Below are 25,798 nucleotides of genomic sequence, written 5' to 3'. Positions count from 1 at the left end.
TGGTGGCGGATGACCGTCTATGGATTCCATGCGTCGCATGAGCAGATTCCGCCCGGCGATCTGCTAGCCGCCGTCGTCCGGGCAGAGCAGGCCGGCTTCGGCGCGGCCATGTGTTCGGACCACTTCAGCCCGTGGAGCGAACGCCAAGGACAGTCGGGCTTTGCCTGGTCGTGGCTAGGTGCCGCGCTCCAGGCCACCAATCTCACCTTCGGTGTGGTCAACGCACCCGGCCAGCGGTATCACCCGGCGATCATCGCCCAGGCCATCGGCACGCTCGGCTCGATGTTCCCGGGGCGGTTCTGGGCTGCCCTCGGTTCGGGCGAGGCCAGCAACGAGCACATCACCGGCCAGCCCTGGCCTCGCAAGGAGGTCCGGAACCAGCGCCTGCGCGAATCGGCCGAGGTGATCCGTGACCTCCTGAACGGCGAAGAGGTGAGCCGGGACGGTTTGGTCACCGTCGACAGAGCGCGGCTTTGGACCCGGCCACAGCAGCGCCCGGACCTGTTCGCGGCTGCGGTGTCGCCAGAGACCGCTCAGTGGTGCGCCGATTGGGCGGATGGCTTGATCACTGTCGCAGCGCCTGCTGACCGTCTACGCGAGGTGATCTCGGCGTACAGAGACGCGGGCGGCCGAGGCAAAGTCTGCCTGCAGGTTCACCTGAGCTATCACGAGAATGAAGACGAGGCGCTGCGGATAGCGCACGACCAATGGCGTTCGAACGTCTTCGCGCCACCGTTTTGCTGGGACGTCGATTCGGCGACCGTCTTCGACCAAGCGGCGGAGCACGTCCAGCCGGAGGCGATGCGCGACGCGGTCCGCGTGTCATCCGACCCAGGCCGCCACGTCGAGTGGCTCGCCGAGTACGCCGACCTGGGCTTCGACGCGATCTACTTACACCACGTCGGCCAGGACCAGCGCGACTTCGTCGACGTATTCGGCGACCAGGTGCTACCCCGACTGGAGGTAACCAAGGTATGAGACTGACCCAAACGGCAGATCTGTGGTGGAAGAGCGCCGTGGTGTACTGCCTGGACATCGAGACCTTCTTCGACACCAACGGCGATGGCGTCGGCGACATCAGGGGCCTAGGGCAACGAATAGACCATCTCGCGGAACTCGGCGTGACCTGCCTGTGGCTGATGCCGTTCTATCCGACACCGGATCGCGATGACGGCTACGACATCACCGACTTCTACGGCGTTGACCCGCGCCTCGGTACGCATGGTGACATCGTCGAGCTGATCCGCCTGGCGGCCGACCGCGGCATGCGAGTCATCGCCGACCTGGTCGTCAATCACACCTCCGACCAGCACCCCTGGTTCCAGAGCGCTCGGTCCTCGCGCGAGTCGCCGTACCGCGACTGGTACGTCTGGCGAGACACCCCGCCAGAGGACGGTCCCGAGGGCGTGGTGTTCCCCGACCAGGAAGACAGCCTCTGGCAGTTCGACGAGCAGGCCGGCCAGTACTACCTGCACAGGTTCTACAAGCATCAGCCCGACCTCAACGTGGCCAACCCCGAAGTCCGGGAAGAGATCAGCCGCGTGATGGGCTTCTGGCTGGAGCTAGGTATGTCCGGCTTCCGCGTCGACGCCGTACCGTTCCTCCTCGAGACGGCAGGCGCGACGGATGCCTCCGACCTGCCCGACCCGCACGACTACCTGCGAGACCTGCGAGCGATGCTGGCCCGTCGCAACGGACAGGCCGTCCTGCTGGGCGAGGTCAACCTGCCGTACCCCGAGACGCAGAAGTTCTTCGGCGACGAGGACGGCGACGAGCTGACGATGTGCTTCGACTTCATCGGCATGCAGCAGCTCTATCTGTCGCTGGCCAGGTCGGAGCCGGGCCCGCTGATCAAGGCGCTGCGAGAGCGCCCGAAGGCAGCAGAGGAAGGCCAATGGGGCACGTTCATCCGCAACCACGATGAGCTCACCCTCGACAAGCTCACCGACGACGAGCGCCAAGAGGTCTTCAAGGCGTTCGGACCCGAAGAGCACATGCAGCTCTACGGGCGTGGCCTGCGTAGGCGCCTCCCGCCGATGTTCGGCAACGACCAAGCCCGGCTGCGTATGGTCTACAGCCTGCTGTTCTCGATGCCCGGCACTCCCGTGCTGTTTTATGGCGAGGAGATCGGCATGGGCGAGAACCTCGCAGTCGAAGGCCGCAACGCGGTCCGGACCCCGATGCAATGGACCGAGGGCTTCAACGGCGGCTTCTCCGTAGCCGACCCCGCCGACCTCACCGTGCCCATGGTCGACGGCGAGTTCGGCCCCGACAATGTCAACGTGGCAGCCCAGCGCCGCGACCCGGACTCCCTGATGTCCTGGATCAGACTCCTGATCCAGGAGTACCGTGCCTGCCCCGAACTGTCCTGGGGCGACTGCACGGTTCTCGAGCACGACGCCCCGGCGGTCTTCGCGCACAAGTCCGACTTCGAGGGCTGCACGGTGGTTGCCGTGCACAACTTCTCGGACCAGCCCGCCGAGTTCACTCTCGCGGTGGCGGGCGCCGGCCCCGGCCTGCGCTTGATCGACCTGCTGAAGGTCGGAGAGGCCGAGGTAGCCGACGACGGTACGACCCGTCTGGAGCTCGAGCCGTACGGCGCCCGCTGGCTGCGACTCCTACGCCCCGGCGACCGCTACGTCATCTGAGCAGGCCAGCCAGACGAAGCCAGTAAGAAGACAATGCCAAGCAGAAACGGCCGCTACCCCGATTCCGGAGTAGCGGCCGTTTCTGCATATGCGGTTCAGCTGTCCGAGGCCTGCTTGCGCAGTTCCTCCTTCAGCTCGTCCTTGCCCATCCCGGATACGCCGCTGACGTCGGCGTTGCGGGCCTGCTGCAGGAGCTGGTCCTTCGTGGTGTCCGCGGGCTGCTGACCGAGGTGCTCGGCCCGGCTGGCGGCGAACGCCTCACCCAGCTCAAGCCGCCGGTCGTCACTCAGCCGGTCCCGGATGCCCGGAAGAACCTTCGACTCCTCTTCCTCCACGTGGTGCGTCACGGCGTCAACCAGCTCGTTCAGGACCTGGTCGAAGTCGGGCGACTGCGGGTCGGTGGCAGCCAGCTGTTCCAGCAGTTTGTCCGCCTCGACGTGCTCTTCCTGGCTGTGCGCGACCTCGTCGGACTCGCCGGCCTCGTCCTTGGCTGCCGGGTAGACCTCGGCTTCCTCGGCCCGGCTGTGAGCGGTCAGCAGGGTGGTGAGAACGGGAACCAGATTCGGCCGCTTCTCGGGATGATTTTTCAGCTCATCGAAGAGCCGTTCCACCTCACGGTGGTCCTGCATGATCAGCTCGACAACATCTCCGGCCACGGCAGTACTCCTTTCTAGGTGTGCTGGGCGCCCGGTACCCCGGTTCAATCGCCAATACCCGGGTACCGGGGCGGCACGAACCGAAGCGGAGGAGAGGTCGATGCGCGCCCTGGTGCTGAACTGCACGCTCAAACCCTCGCCGGCGGAGTCGAACACGGCCAAGCTGGCCGCCGTCGTCATTGAAGCCCTGCGCAAGCAGGGGGTCGAAACGTCCGAAGTCAGACTCGCGGACCTGAATCTGCCTCCAGGAGTTTCCACCGACGAAGGGCCCGGCGACGACTGGCCGGGTGTGCACGAGAAGCTGCTGGCGAGCGAGATCCTCGTGGTCGCGACGCCGACCTGGGTGGGCCGGCCGTCCTCCATCGCGCAGCGCATGCTCGAGCGGATGGACGCGATGATCAGCGAGACCGACGACGAGGAACGACCGGTCGCCTACAACCGGGTCGCCGGCGTGGTGGTCACCGGTAACGAGGACGGCGCTCATCACGTCATCTCCGAGCTCAGCGGCGGGCTGGCCGATATCGGTTACACGATTCCGGGCCAGGCGTGGACGTACTGGAACCGCGGTCCCGGGCCCGGCCCCAGCTACAGCGAAACCACCGAAGGCCATGAGTGGTCGCACAAGACGGGCCAGGCGATGGCCCACAACCTGGTGGCGGTCGCTAAGGCGCTAGCCGCCAATCCGATCGGGAGGCCGCAGTGAAAGCACTGACCTGGCAGGGCAAACGGAAGATCGCGTACAGCGACGTACCGGACCCGGTGATCAAGGAACCGACCGACGCCATCATCAAGGTGACGTCGTCCGGCATCTGCGGATCGGACCTGCACTTGTACGAGGTGCTCGCGCCCTTCCTCGATCCCGGCGACATCCTCGGCCACGAGCCGATGGGCGAGGTGGTCGAGGTGGGCTCGGAGGTGGACAACCTCAAACCGGGGGACCGGGTGGTGGTTCCGTTCCAGATCGCCTGCGGCCGGTGCTTCATGTGCGAGCAAGGCCTGCAAACCCAGTGCGAGACCACCCAGGTCACCGAACAAGGCATGGGCGCCGCGCTCTTCGGTTACACCAAGTTGTACGGCCAGGTGCCGGGCGGACAGGCCGAACTCATGCGCGTTCCGCAAGCGCAGTACGGCCCGATCAAAATCCCGCAGGGCCCACCCGACGACCGGTTCGTCTACCTGTCCGACGTACTACCGACCGCCTGGCAGTCCGTGGAGTACGCCAACGTGCCCAAGGGCGGCACGGTCGTCGTACTGGGTCTGGGCCCGATCGGCGACATGGCGGCCCGGATCGCGGTCCACCGCGGCTTGCGGGTGATCGGCATCGACCTGGTGCCGGAGCGGCTCCAGCGTGCCCGGGTACGCGGCGTGGAGACGCTGGATCTCAACGAGCACGACGACATCGCCAACGTGGTTCGCGAACTCACCGGCGGGCGTGGTCCCGATTCCGTCATCGACGCCGTCGGTATGGAGGCCCACGGGTCACCGAAGGCCAAGGTGGGCCAGCAGCTCACGGGCATGCTGCCGGACGCGATCGCGCGCAAGGTGATGCAGACCGCGGGCGTCGACCGGTTGGCCGCGCTCTATCTGGCCATCGACATGGTTCGCCGCGGCGGCACGATCTCGCTGATCGGCGTGTACGGCGGTGCGGCCGATCCGTTGCCGATGCTGATCATGTTCGACAAACAGATCCAGCTGCGCATGGGCCAGGCCAACGTGCATCGCTGGGCCGGGGACATCCTGCCGCTGTTGAGCGACGAAGACGTGCTCGGCGTGGATCTGTTCGCCACGCACCACCTGCCGCTGTCCGAAGGCCCCGCGGCGTACGAGATGTTCCAGAAGAAACAGGACGGCGCCGTCAAGGTGCTGCTCAACCCCTGACCCCAAGAGCAAGCTGACCGCGCACGCTGAGCCCGGAGGCACTGGTGCAACGGATCGAGACGAGCCCCCTGACCGAAGAAGAACTGAGTGGCCTGGACGCCTACTGGCGGGCCGCCAACTACCTTTCGGTCGGGCAGATCTACCTGCTGGCCAACCCACTACTGACCGAACCGCTGGCGCCGGACCACCTCAAACCGCGCTTGCTCGGCCACTGGGGTACGACGCCAGGACTCAACCTGGTCTACGTCCACCTCAACCGGATCATCCGGCAGCGCCAACGCAAACTGATGTACGTCGTCGGCCCGGGCCACGGTGGTCCGGCGATGGTGGCGAACTCGTGGCTCGAGGGCAGTTGGACCGAGTTCTATCCCAACACCACCCAGGACGCGGCCGGGATGGGCCGGTTGTTCAAGCAGTTCTCCTTCCCGGGCGGAATCCCGAGCCACGTCGCGCCGGAGGTGCCTGGCTCGATCAACGAGGGCGGCGAGCTCGGGTATTCGCTCAGCCACGCCTATGGCGCCGCCTTCGACAACCCCGACCTGGTGGTCGCCTGCGTGATCGGTGACGGCGAGGCCGAAACCGGCGCGCTGGCCACCTCGTGGCACTCGAACAAGTTCCTGGACCCCCGCGGCGATGGCGCCGTACTGCCGATCCTGCATTTGAACGGCTACAAGATCGCGAATCCCACTGTGCTCGCGCGGATCGGTGACGAGGAACTCACGAGCCTGTTGGAGGGGTATGGGCACGAGCCGATCCTCGTCGAGGGGTCCGAGCCGGCCGAGGTGCACCAGGCGATGGCGGCAGCGCTGGATCGTTGCCTGGACCGGATCGACGAGATCCAGGCGGAGGCCCGTTCGCCGCAGGGCCTGGGCACCCGGCCGGCCTGGCCGATGATCGTGTTGCGTACGCCGAAGGGCTGGACCGGTCCGCGCACGGTGGACGACCTCCAGGTGGAGGACACCTGGCGGTCCCACCAGGTACCGCTGTCGGGCGTACGCACCAACGAGGAGCACCGGCGCCAACTCGAGGACTGGCTGCGGAGCTACCGGCCTGAGGAACTGTTCGACGCCGAAGGACGACCGGTGCCGGAGTTGCTCGAACTCGCGCCCGGACCAGAGTTGCGGATGGGGTCGAGCCCGTACGCGAACGGCGGGGTGCTTGCGCGGGAGCTCGAACTACCCGATCCCAGCGAGTACGCCGTGGCCGTGAAGGTTCCCGGCGCGGAGAACGCCGAGGCCACGCGGGTCCTGGGCAGTTACCTGCGCGACGTCTTCAGCATGAACGCGCCGTACCGGAACTTCCGCGTGGTCGGCCCGGACGAGACCGAGTCGAACCGCCTGGGCGCGATCTACGAGGTGACGGACAAGGCCTGGAACGCGAACAAGCTGGACACCGACGAGAACCTGGCCCTCGATGGCCGGGTGATGGAGATGCTCAGCGAACACACCTTGCAGGGCTGGCTCGAGGGCTATCTGCTGACCGGGCGCCACGGGTTGTTCTCGTCGTACGAGGCGTTCGTGCACATCGTGGACTCGATGTTCAACCAGCACGCCAAGTGGCTCAAAACGGTGAACCGGCTGGAATGGCGGCGGAAGATCCCGTCGCTGAACTACCTGCTCACCTCGCACGTGTGGCGGCAGGACCACAACGGCTTCTCCCACCAGGACCCGGGCTTCATCGATCACGTGGTGAACAAGAAGGCCGAGGTGATCCGGGTCTATCTCCCACCGGACACCAACACGCTGCTGTCGACGATGGACCACTGCCTGCAGACCAAGAACTATGTGAATGTCGTGGTGGCGGGCAAACAGCCGCAACCGAGCTGGCTGGACTGGGAGTCGGCCGCGCTGCACTGTGCGCGAGGCGCCGGCGTATGGCCGTGGGCCAGCAACGACCAGGGCGATCCCGACGTGGTGATGGCCTGTGCGGGCGACGTACCGACGATGGAGACGCTCGCGGCGGTCGACTTGCTACGCGAACACCTTCCTGACTTGAAGATCCGCGTTGTGAACGTGGTCGACCTGATGCGCCTGCAGGATTCCGCGGAGCACCCGCACGGGTTGACGCATCCGCAGTTCGACGCGCTGTTCACCACCGACAAGCCGGTGATCTTCGCGTACCACGGCTATCCCTGGCTGATCCATCGCCTCACCTACCGGCGGCGCAACCACGAGAACCTGCACGTGCGCGGGTACATCGAAGAGGGCACCACCACCACGCCGTTCGACATGGTGGTGCGCAACAACCTGGACCGGTATCACCTGGCGATGGACGTCATCGACCGCGTGCCCGGCCTCGGTAGCCGGGCGCTCACCTTCCGGCAGTACCTGGAGGACCAGCGGGTCCGGCACCACGCGTACGTGACCGAGTACGGCGAGGATATGCCGGAGATCCGCGAATGGCGCTGGGGCCGACGCGGTTAGCTGACAGCGGCGAGCGCGGGGCGGCCGCGGCCGACGGCGCGCAGGTCGTACGGGCGGTAGTCGAGCAGGCGGACCGCCGTACCGGTGCGATCGGCGAAAACGGCATACCGGCCGGTGGATCGATCGGTCGGTGGCACCAGCCAGTCCAGGTCGAGGTGCTGGGCGTAGAAGGTGTCGACGTCCCCGACCTCGTAGATCGCGCCGGAGCGCAACGCGGATTCGACCGGGTCGCGAACCAGCATCAGCGTCGGTGGTTCCGAACGGTCGGAACCCAGCAGCACGGTCTCGTCGTCCGGCCAGCTCAGCGGGTACAGGCCGAGGTCACGGTAGTAATCCACACTGGCGTCAAGGTGTTCGACCGGACGGAGCTCGAACAACAGCTTCACGGGGCGTCCTCCTTCTTCGCTGGCGCTTGATTGCTCTGACGGGTGGTGCTGGGCTGCTGGCGGACCTCGGCCGTGTCGGCGGCAAGGGCCGTGAGCTGGTCCGCGAGGGCCGGGTGGCTGGCGGCAAGGTGGGGTGTTACATCGGCGAGAGGCGCGATCAGGGCGGCGCTGTCGTTCTCGCCGAGGGCGGCGCGGACTCGGTCGACGCTGGCCTGGGTGGCGGGATCAAGGCCAGCGAGGGCAGTGATCTGGCCGGCGAGACCGCGCAGGGTCGCCGAGTTGTCCCGGGCCCAATCGGCCACCGCGCGATCGCCGGCCCGGCGGTCCCGCGTCGCCTGGACGCGTTGGTCGCCGGTCAGACTGGAGTCGCCGCCTTGGTCCTCAAGCCGAAGGAACCGTCGTTCGGCGGCCTGCCGGCTGGCCAGCCCGAGCGCCGGGGCGATCTCCGCCCAGCTCGCGCCGCGGTCCCGGGCGGCGCTGATCAGCAGCGGCTCCCAGCGGGCGATCTCCTGCAACAGGCCGCGCAGATCCGTCAGGCCGGTCAGCAACTCGACCTGAGTGGTCGACTCGTCGTCGAGCCGGTTCACCAGCGCGGCGAGCGTGTGGATGACCTCCGTGGCCGGGCGCGGAGGGGCTGCGGCGTCGAGGGTCATCGGTCCTCCATCGGGAAGCGGCCGTCGTCATTCCAGTGACAACCCTACTTGTCGTCGTTCCGATGACATGCTACAACAGGAAATGCGTATTGACCACCGTCGCGTAACGACAAACAGGAGGTGGAAAGGCGATGTTGATGCGCACCGACCCGTTCCGTGAGTTCGACCGGCTGGCCCAGCAGATGCTGAGTGGCGCCGCGCCCGGCACGTGGTCGCGGCCCAGCCCGATGCCGATGGACGCCTACCGCAGTGGCGAGGAGTTCGTTGTCGTCTTCGATCTGCCCGGCGTGAGCCCGGACGCGATCGATCTGGACGTCGAGCGCAACGTGCTCACCGTGAAAGCGGAGCGTCGCCCGGCCGACGTACCGGACAACGCCGAGATGCAGGTCGCCGAGCGGCCGCTGGGTGTCTTCTCCCGGCAACTGTTCCTGGGCGATTCCCTCGACGCCGACCGCATCGAGGCCCACTACGACGCGGGCGTGCTGACGCTGAAGATCCCGATCGCGGAGAAGGCCAAGCCCCGCAAGATCACTGTCGGTACGGCGGGATCCGACCGCCAGCAGATCAGCGCCTGACATTCCGCGGCGCGCACATGGCACTGCCCTGGGCTGTTGGGCCCAGGGCAGTGCTTTGTCGCGGGTGGCTCTGCCGGCTGTTGATCAGCGCGGTACGTCGCCTCGCCAGGCGCCGGTCTCGCTGCCTCGTGACTCGATGAACTCCTTGAAGCGCTTCATATCGCCCTTCACCTTGCCCTCGATCACGCCCAGCTTGTCGCCGATCTTCTCGGCGAAGCCTTCGGGATCGATGTCCATCTGAGCCGTCACCCGGGTGTGGGTGTCGTCGAGCTTGTGGAACGTCACCACACCGGCGTGATTGGGTCCGCTGTCGGACTTCCAGGCCACCCGCTCATCCGGGTGCTGCTCGGTGATGGTCGCGTCGAACTCCCGGGTGGCACCACCGACCTTGGTGACCCAATGCGTGTGGGTGGCATCCAGCTGACGGACCTCTTCGACACCGTCCATGAACTTCGGGAACGACTCGAACTGGGTCCACTGGTTGTACACCGTGGTGACCGGGACAGCCACATCGACCGATTCGGTGATCGTGCTCATCGGCTCGTACCTCCTTGATCTGTGGGGTTCTCCCTCCGGGTACCCAGCAATCCAGCTCCAACACGGGGTGATTTCCGGTTTGCCGACGGGTACGGGCGAAAGCGACCAGGGATGGAGGTCCGCAAATGCCGACCGTGATTATCACCGGCGCCGGAACAGGGATCGGCGCGAGCACCGCACTGCACCTGGATCGAACGGGCTGGCGGGTGTTCGCCGGCGTGCACGATCCGGCCGATGGCGAGGTGCTGGCCAAGGGCGGGTCCGACCGGATGATGGTCGCGCCGCTCGACGTGACCGATCTCGCCAGTATCAAGGGCTTTGTCGCGAAGGTCGACGATCAACTCGGCGGCGAAGGACTGACCGCCCTGGTCAACAATGCGGGCGAAGGCGTCGCCGGACCCTTGGAGTCGCTGCCGGTCGACCGCCTTCGCCACCAATTCGAGGTCAACGTCGTCGGCCAGGTGGCGATGACCCAGCAGGTGCTGCCGTTGCTGCGCAGGGAACGCGAGCGGCCGCGCATCGTTTTTGTCGGCTCGATCGGTGGGCTCGTCGCGGTGCAGTTCGCGGGCGCCTATCACGCGTCGAAGTACGCGATCGAGGCCATCGGCGATGCCTGGCGGCAGGAACTCGCGCCCGACGGCATCTCGGTGGTCCTGCTCGAACCGGGGCCGGTCTCGACCCCGATCTGGGCCAAGGCTGCGCACGCCCTGGACTCGCTGCCGGTCGCCGAGCGCTATCGCGAGCGGGTCGACGCCTTCCAGGAGACTTTGCGCAAGCAGGGCAAGAACAGCGCCAGCCCGCATTCGGTCGCGGAGCTGATCGCCAAGGCCCTCACGGCGGAGCACCCTCATACCCGCTACGCCGGCGGTCTCGCCGCCACCGTCGTACCCAAAGTGCGTCGCCTGGTGCCGGATCGCGTCTTCGACAAACTCGCTCAGCGCGCCACAAAGTGACACTGCCGGTTCTCGATCAGTCACCGGGGTCAGTGGAACAACCGCAGCGAGAATCCCATTGGGAAGCCTTTTCCCAGCGGGGGTTTGAGCTTATCGTGAGCGAGCGTACGCGGAAAGTACCCGCCCACTCTCTGCGATGAGGAAGCCCATGCCCCCATATTTACGTTTGCTCACGGCAACCACTGTGCTGGCCGGATCGATGCTCGCGGCCCCTACCGCGACGGCCGAGGTCGAGCCCGGCGGCTGGACGTCGTACTCGCCCGGTTTCACTGTGCAGGAACGCGGTTGCGGCCAGGTCAACGACCTGACCTTCCAGCTCACCTGCTCCACCACCAGTGGTGACCAGCGCGCCGAACGGCGTTATGCCACCTATTCGAGCGGTTCGCGGCAGTTCGAAGGCTATTTCCGGATCACCAGCATGGCCGGCACCCGGATCAGCCTGAAACAAACCTTCAACGAAAGCGGCTCCGGCCCATTCTTCATGCTCGCGGTCGAACGCGGTGGCCGCCTTTACCGGGTTGGTGGTGACACCATCGAAAGTGGTGCCGCGCCGGTCGGTACCACCGTGCGGGTCAATACCGTGCACGTTGTCGGTAGTGCCCATCGCACCTACATCAACGGATCCCAGCGGCACAGTATGAGCAGCCCTGGTGGCAGCTTCTACGACAAGTTCGGCTCGTACCGGACCGACAGTGGCGCAGGCCCGATCACCACGCAGTGGAGCGGTATTCGCTTCTGGCGGAAGTAGGCTCCGTTGCCACGATTGGCCTGTACGGCGGTCCTGCTGGCCGTGCTCACCGGGTGCTCAGGACCCAGTGCGCCGGCCGGCGGGGCAGCCGCCGGATCGCCCGAGCCGCGGCAGACGGGTGCCGTAGCGCTCGCCGCCACGCTCGTTTCACCGATCGATATCGAGCTGAGCTGGACCGGAACGCCCCGCGAGGCCGCCAGTGCGATCGTCGAGTTCGCCACCGAACCGGCCGGCCGGTACACAATCCTCGAGTTCGTACCGACCGGGCGAACGACGTTCCGGCATCCGGACTTGATGCCGCGAACGCCCTTCTATTACCAGGTCACGCCCGTGCTCGGGCCGGTTTCGGCCGCGCTCGACGTCAACCTGGCCAAGGGCGGCGGTCGAACCGCGCCGGGTGCAAGCGCCGTCCGGAAGGTCCCCGTGCGCGAGGCCGCCGCGGCGCCGACCGGCCTGCGGGTGGTGCCGTTGAAGGACGACGGCGCCCGCGTCACCTGGTCCGACAATGCCGAAGGGGAGGAGGGTTACCTGCTGGAGATCCGGTCGCAGGGCCAGTCCAGCTATCGTGTCGCGGGCTTCATCGATCCGGACGCCACCTCGGTCGAACTCACCACGTTGCCCGCCGAGCGCAAGGCGTCGTACCGCGTCCGGGCCTTCTATCGCGGCACGCCCTCCAACCTCGCGCACCAAACCACCGGCGCGGCCTGAAGCGATACCCGGTCAGGCCGCGACCCGGTCCTGGCGGATCAGCACGGTCTGGCCGTCGAACGTGCTGGATTCGGCCAGCTGCAGGTTGAACCGGCTGCGGTCGGCGCTGAACACGCGCTTGCCGCCGCCGAGTACGACCGGGTGCACGACCACGTGGTACTCGTCGATCAAACCCAGCTCGGTCAGTACGCCGGCCAGCTCGGCGCCACCGGTCAGCAGCAGGTCCTTGCCGGGCTGGGCCTTGAGCGCGGCGATCTCGGCTCCGAGGTCCGTCCCGACTACCCGGGTGTTCCAGTCGGCCGAGGTCAAGGTGGTCGAGCAGACCACCTTCGGGGTCTCCCGCCACAGCGGCGCGAACTTGAGGTCGTGCGGATCGTCCGACATCGTTTCGGCCTGCGGCCAGAACGACGACATCAGGTCCCATGTCCGCCGGCCGTAGACGAAAGTGTCGACGCGGTCGTGCAGGCCGATCGAGTACGCCGACAGCTCCGGGCCCATCAGCGGCCAGTCGAACTCACCGTTCGGGCCCTCGATGAAACCGTCGAGCGACTGGTGAACGAAGTAGATGAGCTTGCGCATCCGGTGACTCCCTGGTCAGTGCACCCGGCGGGTGCTTTCACAGGCAGGACGGAGCCGCCTCGGCTCTCTCGACATCTGACTCAGATCTTTTTTCAGCTGACCTTCAACTCGGCTCGGATGGCTCACGGCTTGAACCAAGCCCTGCCCGAATTCGCCGCGCGATCGTCATTATCGGTGCCGAGGCATTGACAGCGGGTGAACTTGGCGTGAAGGTGAGAGCGCTCTCACAGTATTTCGGACCGCCCCCTTCCGGATGGACTGTGAATACCGGCCAGGTCACCGCTCACCTGGTGTGAGCCGATCCGCCCCGATCGGCTTGCGAGCCGTGCCCCGGTATCTCACTCGTCACTTCCTAGGGACCGACCTGAGGAGGTATTCGAGCGTGCGTATCAAGCAGAAGACATGCGCCTTGCTCGCCGCCGCGGCGACCGTCGCGGCCGGCCTGACCGCCATCGTCGCCCAGCCCGCCACCGCGGTACCGGCGACGATCCCGCTGAAGTTCACCAACAACTCTGGCCGCGCCGAGCCCGTCTACATCTACAACCTCGGCACCGAGCTCTCGACCGGCCGGCAGGGCTGGGCCGACGCCGGTGGCGGCTTCCACCCGTGGCCGGCCGGCGGCAATCCGCCCACCCCGGCGCCCGACGCGTCGATTCCCGGCCCGGCGAACGGGCAGTCGATCACGATCCAGATCCCCAAGTTCTCCGGCCGGATCTACTTCTCGTACGGGCAGAAGCTGGTGTTCCGGCTGACCACGGGTGGTCTGGTGCAACCCGCGGTGCAGAATCCGTCCGACCCGAACCGCAACATCCTGTTCAACTGGTCCGAGTACACGCTGAACGACTCGGGCATCTGGCTGAACAGCACCCAGGTCGACATGTTCTCCGCGCCGTACGCGGTGGGCGTCAAGAAGCCCGACGGCAGCACCATCAGCACGGGCCGGTTGAAGCCGGGCGGTTACAACGGCTTCTTCAACGCGCTGCAGGGACAACCAGGTGGCTGGGGCAACCTCATCCACCGCAAGCCGGACGGCTCGATCCTGCGCGCACTCGCTCCGCTGTACGGCGTGGAGACCGGCGCGTTGCCCGCCTCGATCATGGACGACTACGTGAACCGCGTTTGGTCGAAGTACAGCACGCAGACGCTGACCGTGACGCCGTTCGCCAACCAGCCCGGTCTCAAGTACTACGGCCGCGTATCGGGTGGTGTCATGAACTTCACCAACGGTTCCGGCCAGCTCGTGACGTCGTTCCAGAAACCCAACGCCAGCAGCATTTTCGGCTGCCACCAGTTGCTCGACGCACCCAATGACCAGGTCCGCGGCCCGATTTCGCGCACGCTCTGCGCCGGCTACAACCGATCGACGCTGCTTACCAATCCGAACCAGCCGGACGCCGGCAACTCGGGCTTCTATCTCGACAACGTGACGAACCACTACTCGCGCAAGATCCACGCGCAGATGGCCGATGGCAAGGCCTACGGGTTCGCCTTCGATGACGTCGGCCACCACGAGTCGCTCGTTCACGACGGCAATCCCCAGATGGCCTACGTGACGCTCGATCCGTTCAACTGACCGCCCACGCCTACAAGCCCGTCGACCCCAGTGGCCGGCGGGCTCGCTGGTTACTGAAGGGTCGCCAAATCCAGTCGAGTGTTAGAAGGTGAGAACGGTTCGTCAGGACCTGTCAGTGAGGCTGTTGGAGGAGCGATGTCGATCTCGTCCGTCACCGAGACCGGTAAGGCCGCTGAGGAGCGGGTACGGCGCGAGCTGGCCCTGGCGTTGCGCAGCGGGCCTTTTCCAGCCGCGTTGCACCTGGCGATCGAGGTCAGCGGTCTGACGCTGGATCAGATCCGCGACTGGCTGGGCGATCACGGCGCCCATCTCAGCGTCGCGACGTTGAGCTACTGGCGCCGGGGCCGGAGCCGCCCCGAGCGAGCCGCCTCCCTTCGCGCGGTTCATCTGCTGGAGCAACTGCTCGAGCTGCCGCCGGACGGGCTGGTTTCCTTGCTCGGACCGAAACGCGCCCGGGGCCGCTGGATCGGGCATTCCCCGGGCAGCTTGGACTTCAGGCAGCTGTACGCCGACTCGCGGCCGGAGGACCTGCTCAACGCGGTCGGCCTCCCGCATGGTGGAGCGTTGCGCCGGGTCAGTACGCATGTCACGGTGCGCATCGGTGCCGATCGCAAGGTCCATTCGATCAAGGTCCGCGAGCTGGTCCGGGCGGCCGTGGACCGGGTATCGCGGTGCTGCGTGATGTATTTCGCCGAGGAACAACCCGACCACCCGCCAGAGCTGACCGGCGTCGAGTACGCGCGGGTCGGCCGGCTCGGCACCGATCGCCGGATCGGCCTGATCGCGGCCGAGCTGATCCTCGATCGGGTCCTCGAACAAGGCGAACCCGCGCTGCTGGAGTACGAGTGGCGCTTCGAGCCGTCGATGTACATCGTCAACTACGAACACCGGTTCGTCGATCCGATCCGGGAGTACGTACTGCAGACCAGGTTCGAGCCCGGGGTGGCTCCGGCGCGATGCCATCGCTATGACCGCCGGACCGTTGCCGCGCCCGAGGGCAATACCCAGGAGCTCTGGATCGGCGCCTCGAACACGGCCTTGCTGGCGGAGACGGATGTTGCCTCGGGCATCGTCGGCATGCGCTGGACCTGGCCCGGCGAGTAGACCGCCGGCGTCTCGTGGACGGTTAACAGTTTTGGCCTGAACTGTTAATGGGCTGTCTTAACAAGGCTGTTCGGCACGTCGTGGTCCTCCCTACCGTCGGTGCGGCACCCCACCGCCCAGGAGGAACCATGAGAATCCCGTTACGCCGGCGCAAGGCCATTGCGATCATCGGTCTGGTCGCCGCCGCGTCGATCGCCATCACCCAGGGTCCGGCCGCCGCGGCAGCCCCACCCGAGCCGGAAGGGGTTGTGGTCAGCAAGGCCAAGAACCCCGTGCCCGGCAGCTACCTCGTGACCCTGAGCCCGAGCCGCTCGCTCACGGCCGCGGCCGTGAGCGAGACCGCGAAGGCGCTTGTCGACCGGCACGGTGGCCGGGTGAACAGCGTGCTGACCGCAACCATGCAAGGCTTTGTGGTCAAGGGCCTGTCGGCCAAAGAGGCCCGTCGGCTGGCGGCCGAGCCTGGCGTGGCCGAGGTCCGCCAAAGTGGCACCACCGGCATCGCCGGCGCGTACGGCGCGTACGGCGCGTACGGGGCCTACGGCGCGTACGGGGCCTATGGCGCCTACGGTCCGGGCGGCACTCAGAGCAATCCGCAGAACTGGGGCCTGGACCGGATCGACCAGCGGGACCGGCCACTCGACAGCAAGTACACCTATCCGAACGACGGCGCCGGTGTGAACGTCTACATCGTCGACACCGGTATTCGCTACAGCCACCAGGAGTTCGGCGGCCGGGCCAAGTTCGGCGTCGACCTGCACGCGACGCAGAACCAGGGCAACGACTGCAACAACCACGGCACCCACGTGGCCGGTATCGCCGCCGGTACGACGCGTGGTGTTGCCAAGAAGGCCAACCTGATCTCCGTGCGGATTCTCGGTTGCGACGGCCGGGGCGAGGACGCCGGGCTGATCGAGGCCGCCGAGTGGATCACCAAGAACGCGGTCAAGCCCGCCGTGGTGAACCTCAGCGTCTACACCGACGACAAGGACATCGCCGTACCGGCCATCCGCGCCTCGATCCAGGCCGGCATCCAGTGGTCGCTGATCACCGGCAACAACGGCGGTAACGCCTGCAACTACGGCCCGGGCGGTCCGATCTCCGAGGCCCTCCAGGTCGCCAACTCGACCAACCAGGACACCCGGGCGTTCGACTCGAACGCTGGCACCTGCATGGACCTGTTCGCGCCTGGCTCCGGGATCGACTCGGCGTTCAAGGGCAGCGACACCTCGTACGGCCAGCTGAGTGGTACGTCGATGGCGGCGCCGCACGTCGCGGGCGCGATGGCCTTGCGGCTGAGCGAGGTCCCGGGCAGTACGCCGGCCGATCTGCACAAGTGGGTCATGGACAACGCCAGCACGGGCAAGATGTCGGGCCTGGCCACGGGGGTGCCGAACAAGCTGCTCTACGTTCCGAACGCGCCCACCAATCCGACCGATCCCGTCGCGAAGTTCACCGCGAGCTGCCCGACGGGTGGTTTGGCCTGCAGCTTCGACGCGTCGGCCTCGACCGATCCGGACGGCACGATCGCGTCGTACGCGTGGGCCTTTGGCGACAACACCAATGGCGACGGCAAGACGGTCAACCACACGTACGGAACGGCCGGTACCTACACCGTGCGGCTGACCGTCACCGACAACAGTGGCAAGACCGCGAGCACCGAGCAGCAGGTTCGTGTTGGGGACAGCGGTGGTGGCCAGGCACCGACCCCGAGCTTCACCGTGAACTGCCAGGCGGCGCTGAACTGCGCCTTCGACGCCTCCGCCTCGAAGGACCCGGACGGCTCGATCGCGTCCTACGCCTGGGACTTCGGCGATGGTGCCAAGGGCAACGGTGTACGGACGACGCACGCCTATCCGGCCAGGAGCGCGACGTACTCCGCCAAGCTCACCGTCACCGACAACTCCGGTCAGACGGCCACGACGGCCAAGCAGATCCAGTGCTGGTCCTTCAGCGCCACGCAGGGGTTCTGCTTCAGCAGTTGATCTCCCACCAGTGAGGAGAAGTCCATGAGAACACTCGTTCGTCTGGCCGCCGTCACCGCGGTCACCGCCGCCTCGATCGCGCTGGCCATTCCCGGCGCGACCGCCGCCCCGCGGGCTGCTACGGATGACCCGAGTCCGGGAGTTGTTGGTGGCAACCCCGCCACCGTTGCCAAGTACCCGTTCATCATCTCGCAGCACCGCACGGGTGGTGCCCGTCCGGCGGAGCAGTCCTGCACCGGCTCGGTTGTTGCCAAGCGCATCGTTCTGATCGCCGCGCACTGCAAGTTTGCCGAGGGCACCAAATACCTGGTGTACGGCCGGGATGATCTTTCGGACACCAGCAAGGGCGTCCGGATCGAGATCGAGGAATACCGCACGCATCCCAACTACAACGCCAACGACGGCTGGCGAACGGGCTGGGACGTGGCGGTCATCATCGCCAAGTCGGACATCCCCACGCCTGCCGGCATGGCCTATCCCGAGATCGCCAAGTCGGGCGACACCCTCCCGATCGGGACACGAGGTACGGCGATCGGATACGGCAAAACCGACGCGCAGGACGCCAACCGCAACAGCAAGCTCTACGAGGCGGTCCTTCCCGTGGTGGAAGGCCAGAACTGCAAGAACATCAACTCCCAGTACGACGACCGCTACATGATGTGCAGCGGTTACGGCAGTGGCGGTCCGAGCCTTTGCCAGGGCGACAGCGGTGGTCCGTACTACTACAACGGCAAGGTCTACGGCGTCTTCTCGTGGCTGCGAACCGACTGCGCGTCGTACAACGCTCACGGCCGGCTCTTCGGCGTGATGGGTGACTGGGTCCACCAGCAGCTCGGCACGAGTGGTCCGCCCACGGGCGGTCAAGCGCCGACGGCAAGCTTCACCGTCAACTGCCAGGCGGGTCTGACCTGCGCGTACGACGCCTCGGCCTCGGCGGATCCGGACGGCTCGATCGCGTCCTACGCCTGGGACTTCGGCGACGGCAGCACCGGGACCGGCGTGAAGACCACGCACGCCTATCCCGCCAGAGGCGCGACCTATACGGCCAAGCTGACCGTCACGGACAACTCCGGCAAGACCGGTACGACCGAGCGACGTGTGCAGTGCTGGTCGTTCGGTTCGGGTCAGGGGTTCTGTTTCGCGACCTAACCCCTCGACCGTGCAGGTGGCCTCCGATCGGCGGGCGCGATCGGAGGCCACCGGGTCACGTCTCGACCAGCGCGGGTACGGCGATGCGCTCGGCGTGCGCGTAGACGTTGAGCGAGCCGTTCCGGATGAACCCGGCGAGCGTCAGCCCGGATTCGCACGCCAGGTCGATCGCGAGTGACGAAGGCGCCGAAACCGCGCCCAGGACGGGGATTCCGGCCATCACCGCCTTCTGGGCCAGCTCGAACGAGGTCCGTCCAGACACCACCAGGATGCATCCGCGAGCCGGGATACGCCCTTGCAGCAAGGCCCAACCGACGGCTTTGTCCACGGCGTTGTGCCGCCCGACATCCTCGCGGACCACCAACTGCTCGCCTTCGGCCGTGAACAGCCCGGCCGCGTGCAAGCCGCCCGTACGGTCGAACACCTGCTGCTGCGACCTCAAGACATCCGGCAGCCCCGCGAGTACGTCGAGCGCCACCCGCACGGGATCACCCAGGGGCAGGTGGCGCGACTTCAGCCGTACGGCGTCCAGCGAGGCCTTTCCGCACACCCCGCACGAGGACGTCGTGTAAAAGTTGCGCTCGACCCCGATCTCGGGCGGTGCCACGCCAGGCGCAAGCGCGAGATCCAGCACGTTGTAGGTGTTCCGTCCCTCGTCGTCGCGGGAGTCGCAGTAGCGGGCACTGAGGATGTCGTCCGGGCCGCCGATCACGCCTTCGGTCTGCAGGAACCCGTGCGCCAATTCGACGTCGTGGCCGGGTGTACGCATCGTCACCGCCAGGGCCTTGCCGTTCACGCGCAGCTCGAGCGGTTCCTCGACCGCGATCGAGTCTGGCCGTCGCCGCGTCCCCTCGGGTCCGAACCGGACGACTGGCCTGCGCGCGATCAAACGCCCCACGAGTGCTCCCCTTGTGTCAGTGGCAACAACCGGGCGGTGATCGCCGTGGCGGGCCCGGGTTCGACCACGGCGAGGGCGTCGGCCATCGCGACGCCACGCAACATGGCCGAACCACCGTGTCCCACGGGTTCGGCGGCGCCATCGCGGAGGCGGACCGGAACCAGCCGGGTGCTGGCCGGATGGCAGTCCAGGCCGCCGCGAATAGGTGCCGTCGGCAAGAACGCGAGTGGTTCACCCCGAAGGCCGGCGATGGCAGGTACGGCGAGGGTGAGGAACGCCGTCAGCGCGGCGAGAGGGTTGCCCGGCAGGCCGATGACGAGCCGACCGTCCGGCAGTATCGCGAGCGCCTGGGGATGACCAGGGCGACAGGCGACGCCGTCCACCAGCAGCGAAGCGCCGAGGGAGTCCAGCGCGGGCCTGAGGTGGTCCGCGGGCCCGGCGGCGGAGGAACCCGAAACCAGGATGAGGTCCGCCTCGGCCCCCGCGAGTGCTGTCACGAGGCGTTGGCGCGAATCCGGTACGCGCCTCAAGGGCAATGCCGTTGCCTGGTGCAACAACCCCGGCAGCATCGGGCCGATCGCGTCGCGGGTTCGGCCCGGACCGGGCATGCCACTCGTGACCAGTTCGTCGCCGGTGACAAGGGCCGCAACGCGCGGCCGGGGGATGACCGTCAGGTGGTCGAGGCCCAGCGCGGCGGCATGACCGAGGACCGCGGCCCGGATGGGAGTTCCGGCCGGTAGCAGGACTTCCCCGGCTCGGCATTCCTCACCGGCGTACCGGATGTGCCGTTTGGGTCCGACCGTGCCGTGGACTCGATCGCCCTCACGCAGTACGTCCTCGTCGGGCAGTACGGCGTACGTGCCAAGGGGTACGGCGGCGCCGGTCACGACCGCCATCGCCTGACCGTCGGTCAACCGCCCTGGGCTGTTCGAACCGGCCCGGATGGTCCCGATGACCATCCACGGGCCTGGCCCGCGCACCGCGTACCCGTCCATGGCAGAGCGGTCGCAGGGCGGGAAGGCGGCCGGCGCGATCAGCGGTTCGGCCAGTACCGTGCCAAGGGCCTGCGCGAGCGGTACGGCGCGTGGGCGCAGTGGTTCGGCGGCGACATAGGCGAGCTCGCGGGCCTCGTCCCAGCCGACGGCATGCCCGGTATGGCTGGACACCAGAACCGCGCGCATCAGCGCCCCAGGCGCAATCGGTCGGCGGCACGAACCGCGACCGGATCGAGTTCGTTGCCGCCGGCATCGAGGTATTCGAGCAGGGCCGCCGTCATCCGTGGTTCCCAGAACGTCCGCAGATGCTCCGCGATGGCCGTCGCGGCGCGGTCCGGCGCCTGGTGGTGGAACTGGATCGCGATCTCGTTGGCCAGCCGCACATGCGGTGGTACGCCGTGCCCGCTCATCAGTCGCTCACCGCCACCGGCTCGCGCTCGGAAGACACTGTGGGCTGCTCGGCGGTGAGCGCCACCTGGACCGCGGTGACCTTGTACTCCGGGCAGTTCGTGGCCCAGTCGGAGTTGTCGGTGGTGATCACGTTCGCGCCGGTGACGGGATGGTGGAACGTCGTGTAGCAAACGCCCACCGGCATCCGCTCGGACAAGACGGCCCGCAGCGAGGTCCTACCGACCCGGCTGGACATCGAGACCATGTCGCCATCGGTGATGCCGCGCACCTCCGCGTCGTGCGGGTGCAACTCCAGCAGGTCCTCGGGATGCCAGGCAACGTTCGCGGTACGACGTGTCTGCGCGCCGACGTTGTACTGCGACAGGATCCGCCCGGTGGTGAGGATCAGCGGGTACTTCCGGGTCGACCGCTCACTCGTCGGTACGTACACCGTGTCGACGAAGCGGCCCTTGCCGCGGACGAACCCCTCCTCGTGCATGATCGGCGTCCCGTTCGGGGCGTGCACGTTGCACGGCCATTGCACGCTGCCGACCTTGTCCAGGTGGGCGAACGAGACCCCGGCGAACGTCGGCGTGGTGAAGGCGATCTCGTCCATGATCTCGGCGGACGAGTTGTAGTACATCGGATAGCCCATGGCCTGCGCGATTTCGCAGACGATCTCCCACTCCTGCTTGCCCGTGAGCGGCGCCATCACCGGGCGGACCCGGTTGATCCGGCGCTCCGCGTTGGTGAAGGTGCCGTCTTTTTCCAGGAACGACGTACCGGGCAGCAGCACGTGCGCGAACTTGGCCGTTTCGTTCTCGAAGAGGTCCTGCACGATCAGCAGGTCGAGCGCCGCCAGGGCCGCGTGCACGTGGGTGGTGTTCGGATCGGACTGCGCGATGTCCTCGCCCTGCACGAACAACGCGCGAAAGGTGCCCTCGATGGCCGCGTCGAACATGTTGGGAATCCGCAGGCCCGGTTCGTCCAGCAGCGCCGTACCCCAGAGTTGTTCGTAGACCGCGCGGGCGCCGTCGTCCGAGACGTGCCGGTAGCCGGGCAATTCGTGCGGGAACGAGCCCATGTCACAGGAACCCTGGACGTTGTTCTGGCCGCGCAGCGGGTTGACGCCGACGCCGGGCCGGCCGATGTTGCCGGTCAGCATGGCGAGATTGGCCATGCCCATCACCATCGTGGAGCCCTGGCTGTGCTCGGTGACGCCGAGACCGTAGTAGATCGCGCCGTTGCCGCCGGTCGCGTAGAGCCGGGCGGCCGCGCGGAGTTCCGCCGCCGGTACGCCGGTGATGGCCTCGACCGCCTCCGGGCTGTGCTCGGGCGAGGAGATGAAGGTCTCCCAGTTGTCGAAGTCCTCGCAGCGTTCGGCGATGAACTCGCGGTCGGCCAGGCCTTCGGTGACGATCACGTGGGCGAACGCGTTGATCACGGCAACGTTGGTGCCCGGCGCGAGCTGGAGGTGGTGCGCGGCCTCGATGTGGGGCGAGCGGACCAGGTCGATGCGGCGCGGATCGATCACGATCAGCTTCGCGCCCTGGCGAAGGCGCCGCTTCATCCGCGAGGCGAAGACCGGATGTCCATCGGTCGGGTTGGCGCCGATGACCAGGATGACGTCGGACTGGGCGACGGACTTGAAGTCCTGGGTTCCAGCCGACGTACCGAAGGTCTGCTTGAGGCCATAACCCGTCGGCGAGTGGCAGACCCGGGCGCAGGTGTCCACGTTGTTGTTGCCGAAGACGGCTCGCACCATCTTCTGAACGGCGTACACCTCTTCGTTGGTGGTCCGGGATGACGTGATCGCGCCGATCGATCCCGCGCCGTGCTGGGTTTGGATCTCGCGAAGGCGTCGGGCGGTATAGGTGATGGCCTCGTCCCAGCTGACCTTGCGCCACGGATCGGTGATGGAGTCGCGGACCATCGGCTCCATCACCCGGTCCGGGTGGCTCGCGTATCCGAAGGCGAACCGGCCCTTCACACACGAGTGGCCCTCGTTCGCGCCACCGTCCTTGTGCGGGACCATCCGGACCAGCTCGTCGCCGCGCAGCTCGGCCTTGAAGGAGCAGCCGACACCGCAGTACGCGCAGGTGGTGATGACGCTGCGAGTCGGCATTCCCAGCTGGACAACGGTTTTCTCCTGCAGCGTGGCCGTCGGGCAGGCCTGGACGCAGGCACCACACGAGACGCAGTCCGACTCCATGAACGAGACACCCGCGCCGGCGGCGACCTTCGAGTCGAACCCGCGTCCCTCGATCGTCAGCGCGAATGTGCCCTGGACCTCGTCACAGGCCCGGACGCAGCGGGAGCAGGTGATGCACTTCGAGGCGTCGAAGTCGAAGTACGGGTTGGACGTGTCCTTCGGGGCGTCGAGATGGTTCGCACCGGCGTCGACACCCGAGCCGTACCGGACCTCGCGGAGGCCTGTCACGCCTGCCATGTCCTGCAGTTCGCAATCGCCGTTGGCGGAGCAGGTGAGACAGTCGAGCGGGTGATCCGAGATGTAGAGCTCCATCACGCCGCGACGGAGTTTCCCAAGTTTCTCGGTCTGAGTCCGTACGACCATGCCAGGCGCCACCGGCGTCGTACACGAGGCCGGCGTACCGCGAGCGCCGTCGATCTCCACCACGCACAACCGGCAGGAACCGAAGGCCTCCAGGCTGTCGGTGGCGCAGAGCTTCGGGATGTCGAGGCCGGCCTCCTTGGCGGCGCGCAGCACGCTCGTCCCGGGTGGCACGAGCACGTCGATCCCGTCGATCGTCACGGTGACGGTGGCTTCACCGTGCCGCGCGGGCGTGCCGAAATCCGGTTCTTTGAGCAGGGTCATGCGCTGAAGTCCTCTCCGAAATGGCGTACGGCGCTGCGAACGGGCATCGGGGTCAGTCCGCCCATCGCGCACAACGAGCCGTCGGTCATCAGCTCGCACAGGTCATCGAGCAGTACGAGGTTCTTGCTCCGGTCCTCACCCGCACGGATCCGGTCGATCGTCTCCACCCCGCGGATCGCGCCGACGCGGCACGGGGTGCACTTGCCGCACGACTCCTCGGCACAGAACGCCATCGCGAACCGGGCCATCGCCGCCATGTCGACCGACTCGTCGAACACCACGATGCCGCCGTGGCCCACCATCGCCCCGGCCGCCGCGAAGGCCTCGTAGTCCATCGGCAGGTCGAACTGCTTGACGGGAAGGTAGGCCCCGAGCGGCCCACCAACCTGTACGGCGCGAACGGGCCGGCCGGACGCTGTACCACCGCCGAGGTCGTTCACCAGTTCGCCGAGCGTGATTCCAAAGGCGGTCTCGACGATGCCACCGCGGGCGATGTTGCCGCCGAGCTGGAAGACGCTTGTGCCGAGCGAGCGGCCGGTGCCGTACGACGCGTAAGCCTCGGCGCCGTTCGCCAGGATGGTCGGCACCGAGGCGAGTGAGAGCACGTTGTTCACCACGGTCGGACGGCCGAAGAGGCCTTCCAGGGCAGGGATCGGCGGTTTCGCGCGAACCGTGCCGCGTTTGCCTTCCAGGCTTTCCAGCATGGAGGTTTCCTCGCCGCAGATGTACGCACCCGCGCCGACACGGACGTGCAGGTCGAACGTCAGCTTCGAACCCGCGATGTCCTCGCCCAGCCAGCCTTTGGCCCGGGCCGCCTCGATCGCCTTGGCCAGCGCTTCGACCGCGTCGGGATACTCCGAGCGCAGGTAGACGTAACCCTCGGTCGCGCCGACGGCGTACGCGGCGATCGTCATACCCTCGATCAGCACGAACGGATCGCCCTCGATCAGCATGCGGTCCGCGAAGGTGCCGGAATCGCCTTCGTCCGCGTTACAGCAGACGAACTTGAGATCCGCGTCCGCGCCGAGCACGGTGCGCCACTTGATACCGGTCGGAAAGCCCGCACCGCCACGGCCGCGCAGGCCCGAGTTGGTGACCTCCTCGACCACCTCGGCCGGGGTCATCGTGAGCGCCTTGCGCAGGCCTTGCATACCGCCGTGCTGCTCGTACTCGTCGGCCGAGCGCGGATCGATCAGGCCAACGCGGGCGAAGGTCAGGCGTTGCTGGCGGCGCATCCAGTCGAGGTCTTCCACCAGGCCGAGGCTTTCGCCTGCGCCGTCGAGCATGCCCGCGGCGATGAGACCGTCGACCTGCTCCGGGGCGATCGGGCCGTAGCCGATCCGGCCCTGCGGGGTTTCGATCTCGACCAGTGGTTCGAGCCAGAGCATGCCGCGCGAACCGGTGCGCACCACCTCGACGTCGCGGCCGATCGCCTTGGCCGAAGCGGTGATGCGCTCGGCGACCTCGTCGGCCCCGACGGAGACAGCTGCCGAATCCCTGGGTACGTAGACCTTCATCGGGCTTCTCCCACGATGGCGTCGAGGCGGGCCGGACTGACCTTGCCGTGCAGTTTTCCGTTCACCTGGACGGCTGGGCCGAGGGCGCAGTTGCCGAGGCAGAAGACCTCTTCGAGCGTGAGTCTCCCGTCCACCGACGTTTTGCCGAAGCTCAGTCCGGTACGGCGTTTGACGTGCTCACCGAGGGCCTCGGCGCCAACGGCCTGGCAGGCCTCCGCCTGGCAGATGCGCAGCGTCGTACGGCCGGCCGGCTCACGGCGGAAGTCCTTGTAGAACGTGACAACGCCGTGTACCTCGGCGACGGACAGGTTGAGCACGTCCGCGATCACGGCGACGTCGACCTGATCGACATGACCGAGATCCGCCTGTACCGCGTGCAGGATCGGCAGCAGCGCGCCGCGGAGTTCGCGCAGCTCCGAGGCGATCTCCCGCACTCGTGCCGTGCGCACCGCGGCCGGGTTCGTCGTGTCGATGGTCATGTCACGAGGGTCGCCGTCCGGCATGAGCAGCGGCAAATACAACTTATCTATGTCGTCATAGGTGGTGCCTATCGTGACGGCCTGGGTACCGGACCGCTTACAGCCCGGGTCCGAGGGCTATCGGTGCTTGA

General features: G+C 67.1%; 24 protein-coding genes. 13 read left to right on the top strand and 11 right to left on the bottom strand.

All coding sequences use genetic code 11. The features are described from left to right. Positions 1-9 precede the first annotated feature (9 nt). Positions 10-978 (top strand): TIGR03885 family FMN-dependent LLM class oxidoreductase, encoded by a 969-nt coding sequence (locus ACFFGN_RS11175; RefSeq protein ID WP_380046187.1) that lies wholly within the window; start codon positions 10-12, stop codon positions 976-978. Then, on the top strand, positions 975-2,648 hold the full coding sequence (locus tag ACFFGN_RS11170; protein ID WP_380046185.1) for an alpha-amylase family protein: 1,674 nt from the start codon (positions 975-977) through the stop codon (positions 2,646-2,648). The genes ACFFGN_RS11175 and ACFFGN_RS11170 overlap by 4 nt, the downstream gene beginning before the upstream one ends. Positions 2,649-2,743: 95 nt before the next feature. Here ACFFGN_RS11170 and ACFFGN_RS11165 read toward each other — a convergent pair whose 3' ends face one another. After that, positions 2,744-3,304 (bottom strand): hemerythrin domain-containing protein, encoded by a 561-nt coding sequence (locus ACFFGN_RS11165; protein WP_380046183.1) that lies wholly within the window; start codon positions 3,302-3,304, stop codon positions 2,744-2,746. 100 nt (positions 3,305-3,404) lie between these two features. Here ACFFGN_RS11165 and ACFFGN_RS11160 point away from each other — a divergent pair, with 100 nt between their 5' ends. From ACFFGN_RS11160 to ACFFGN_RS11150, 3 genes are read left to right on the top strand one after another with little or no spacing between them, the layout of a single operon-like run. Further along, entirely contained in the window at positions 3,405-4,007 is a 603-nt protein-coding gene (locus tag ACFFGN_RS11160) for a flavodoxin family protein (RefSeq protein ID WP_380046181.1), read from the top strand. Further along, positions 4,004-5,182 carry a zinc-dependent alcohol dehydrogenase gene (locus ACFFGN_RS11155; protein ID WP_380046179.1) on the top strand — a complete coding sequence of 393 codons (1,179 nt, stop codon included), beginning with the start codon at positions 4,004-4,006 and terminating at the stop codon, positions 5,180-5,182. The genes ACFFGN_RS11160 and ACFFGN_RS11155 overlap by 4 nt, the downstream gene beginning before the upstream one ends. 44 nt (positions 5,183-5,226) lie before the next feature. After that, positions 5,227-7,605, top strand: coding sequence for a phosphoketolase family protein (locus tag ACFFGN_RS11150; RefSeq protein WP_380046177.1), 2,379 nt, complete (start codon positions 5,227-5,229; stop codon positions 7,603-7,605). Here ACFFGN_RS11150 and ACFFGN_RS11145 read toward each other — a convergent pair. Beyond that, a complete protein-coding gene (locus ACFFGN_RS11145) occupies positions 7,602-7,991 on the bottom strand; it encodes a hypothetical protein (protein ID WP_380046175.1) in 390 nt (129 codons plus the stop codon). The two genes, ACFFGN_RS11150 and ACFFGN_RS11145, sit on opposite strands and share 4 nt — an antisense overlap. Further along, a complete protein-coding gene (locus tag ACFFGN_RS11140; protein ID WP_380046173.1) occupies positions 7,988-8,644 on the bottom strand; it encodes a hypothetical protein in 657 nt (218 codons plus the stop codon). The genes ACFFGN_RS11145 and ACFFGN_RS11140 overlap by 4 nt, the downstream gene beginning before the upstream one ends. Positions 8,645-8,775: 131 nt before the next feature. Here ACFFGN_RS11140 and ACFFGN_RS11135 point away from each other — a divergent pair, with 131 nt between their 5' ends. Further along, positions 8,776-9,219: an Hsp20/alpha crystallin family protein gene (locus tag ACFFGN_RS11135; protein WP_380046171.1), complete on the top strand. Its 444-nt coding sequence runs from the start codon at positions 8,776-8,778 to the stop codon at positions 9,217-9,219. Between the two features lie 84 nt (positions 9,220-9,303). Here ACFFGN_RS11135 and ACFFGN_RS11130 read toward each other — a convergent pair whose 3' ends face one another. Next, complete coding sequence (locus ACFFGN_RS11130; protein WP_380046169.1) at positions 9,304-9,756, bottom strand: SRPBCC family protein; 453 nt, start codon at positions 9,754-9,756, stop codon at positions 9,304-9,306. Positions 9,757-9,881: 125 nt separating this feature from the next. Between ACFFGN_RS11130 and ACFFGN_RS11125 the strand changes: the two genes are divergently transcribed. The 3 genes from ACFFGN_RS11125 to ACFFGN_RS11115 all read left to right on the top strand — a co-directional run bounded on the left by ACFFGN_RS11125 (position 9,882) and on the right by ACFFGN_RS11115 (position 12,165). After that, positions 9,882-10,709 carry an SDR family NAD(P)-dependent oxidoreductase gene (locus ACFFGN_RS11125; RefSeq protein ID WP_380046167.1) on the top strand — a complete coding sequence of 276 codons (828 nt, stop codon included), beginning with the start codon at positions 9,882-9,884 and terminating at the stop codon, positions 10,707-10,709. A 148-nt stretch (positions 10,710-10,857) separates the two neighbouring features. Continuing rightward, positions 10,858-11,457: a hypothetical protein gene (locus ACFFGN_RS11120; RefSeq protein ID WP_380046165.1), complete on the top strand. Its 600-nt coding sequence runs from the start codon at positions 10,858-10,860 to the stop codon at positions 11,455-11,457. A gap of 6 nt (positions 11,458-11,463) precedes the next feature. Then, on the top strand, positions 11,464-12,165 hold the full coding sequence (locus ACFFGN_RS11115) for a fibronectin type III domain-containing protein (RefSeq protein WP_380046163.1): 702 nt from the start codon (positions 11,464-11,466) through the stop codon (positions 12,163-12,165). 12 nt (positions 12,166-12,177) lie between these two features. On the opposite strand, the gene ACFFGN_RS11110 is transcribed toward ACFFGN_RS11115, so the two are convergent. Then, entirely contained in the window at positions 12,178-12,744 is a 567-nt protein-coding gene (locus ACFFGN_RS11110) for a dihydrofolate reductase family protein (RefSeq protein ID WP_380046161.1), read from the bottom strand. A 382-nt stretch (positions 12,745-13,126) separates the two neighbouring features. On the opposite strand from ACFFGN_RS11110, the gene ACFFGN_RS11105 reads away from it, so the two are divergent. The 4 genes from ACFFGN_RS11105 (at position 13,127) to ACFFGN_RS11090 (ending at position 18,552) form a co-directional block, all read left to right on the top strand. Next, the gene (locus tag ACFFGN_RS11105) at positions 13,127-14,317 is read left to right on the top strand and encodes a glycoside hydrolase family 64 protein (RefSeq protein WP_380046159.1); all 1,191 of its coding nucleotides are present in this window, start codon (positions 13,127-13,129) and stop codon (positions 14,315-14,317) included. Positions 14,318-14,452: 135 nt separating this feature from the next. After that, on the top strand, positions 14,453-15,421 hold the full coding sequence (locus tag ACFFGN_RS11100) for an XRE family transcriptional regulator (protein ID WP_380046157.1): 969 nt from the start codon (positions 14,453-14,455) through the stop codon (positions 15,419-15,421). A gap of 128 nt (positions 15,422-15,549) precedes the next feature. Further along, entirely contained in the window at positions 15,550-17,403 is a 1,854-nt protein-coding gene (locus ACFFGN_RS11095) for a PKD domain-containing protein (protein WP_380046155.1), read from the top strand. A gap of 24 nt (positions 17,404-17,427) precedes the next feature. Continuing rightward, complete coding sequence (locus tag ACFFGN_RS11090) at positions 17,428-18,552, top strand: trypsin-like serine protease (protein ID WP_380046153.1); 1,125 nt, start codon at positions 17,428-17,430, stop codon at positions 18,550-18,552. A 55-nt stretch (positions 18,553-18,607) separates the two neighbouring features. Here ACFFGN_RS11090 and fdhD read toward each other — a convergent pair whose 3' ends face one another. From fdhD to ACFFGN_RS11060, 6 genes are read right to left on the bottom strand one after another with little or no spacing between them, the layout of a single operon-like run. Beyond that, positions 18,608-19,450 (bottom strand): formate dehydrogenase accessory sulfurtransferase FdhD, encoded by an 843-nt coding sequence (gene fdhD / locus ACFFGN_RS11085; RefSeq protein WP_380046151.1) that lies wholly within the window; start codon positions 19,448-19,450, stop codon positions 18,608-18,610. Next, the gene (locus ACFFGN_RS11080; RefSeq protein ID WP_380046149.1) at positions 19,438-20,631 is read right to left on the bottom strand and encodes a molybdopterin molybdotransferase MoeA; all 1,194 of its coding nucleotides are present in this window, start codon (positions 20,629-20,631) and stop codon (positions 19,438-19,440) included. Before ACFFGN_RS11080 ends, fdhD begins: the two co-directional genes overlap by 13 nt. Further along, positions 20,631-20,855 carry a formate dehydrogenase subunit delta gene (locus ACFFGN_RS11075; RefSeq protein WP_380046147.1) on the bottom strand — a complete coding sequence of 75 codons (225 nt, stop codon included), beginning with the start codon at positions 20,853-20,855 and terminating at the stop codon, positions 20,631-20,633. Before ACFFGN_RS11075 ends, ACFFGN_RS11080 begins: the two co-directional genes overlap by 1 nt. Further along, a complete protein-coding gene (gene fdhF, locus ACFFGN_RS11070; protein ID WP_380046145.1) occupies positions 20,855-23,671 on the bottom strand; it encodes a formate dehydrogenase subunit alpha in 2,817 nt (938 codons plus the stop codon). Before fdhF ends, ACFFGN_RS11075 begins: the two co-directional genes overlap by 1 nt. Then, entirely contained in the window at positions 23,668-25,188 is a 1,521-nt protein-coding gene (locus tag ACFFGN_RS11065) for a formate dehydrogenase beta subunit (protein WP_380046143.1), read from the bottom strand. Before ACFFGN_RS11065 ends, fdhF begins: the two co-directional genes overlap by 4 nt. After that, positions 25,185-25,667, bottom strand: coding sequence for a formate dehydrogenase subunit gamma (locus ACFFGN_RS11060; protein ID WP_380046140.1), 483 nt, complete (start codon positions 25,665-25,667; stop codon positions 25,185-25,187). The genes ACFFGN_RS11065 and ACFFGN_RS11060 overlap by 4 nt, the downstream gene beginning before the upstream one ends. Positions 25,668-25,798 lie beyond the last annotated feature (131 nt).

Origin of the sequence: Kribbella deserti (genome assembly GCF_042434725.1) — a bacterium.
GTDB classification, from domain to species: Bacteria; Actinomycetota; Actinomycetes; order Propionibacteriales; family Kribbellaceae; genus Kribbella; species Kribbella deserti.
The sequence above is the reverse complement of the archived record's forward strand: the minus strand, read 5'-3'. Positions and strand labels throughout refer to the sequence as shown.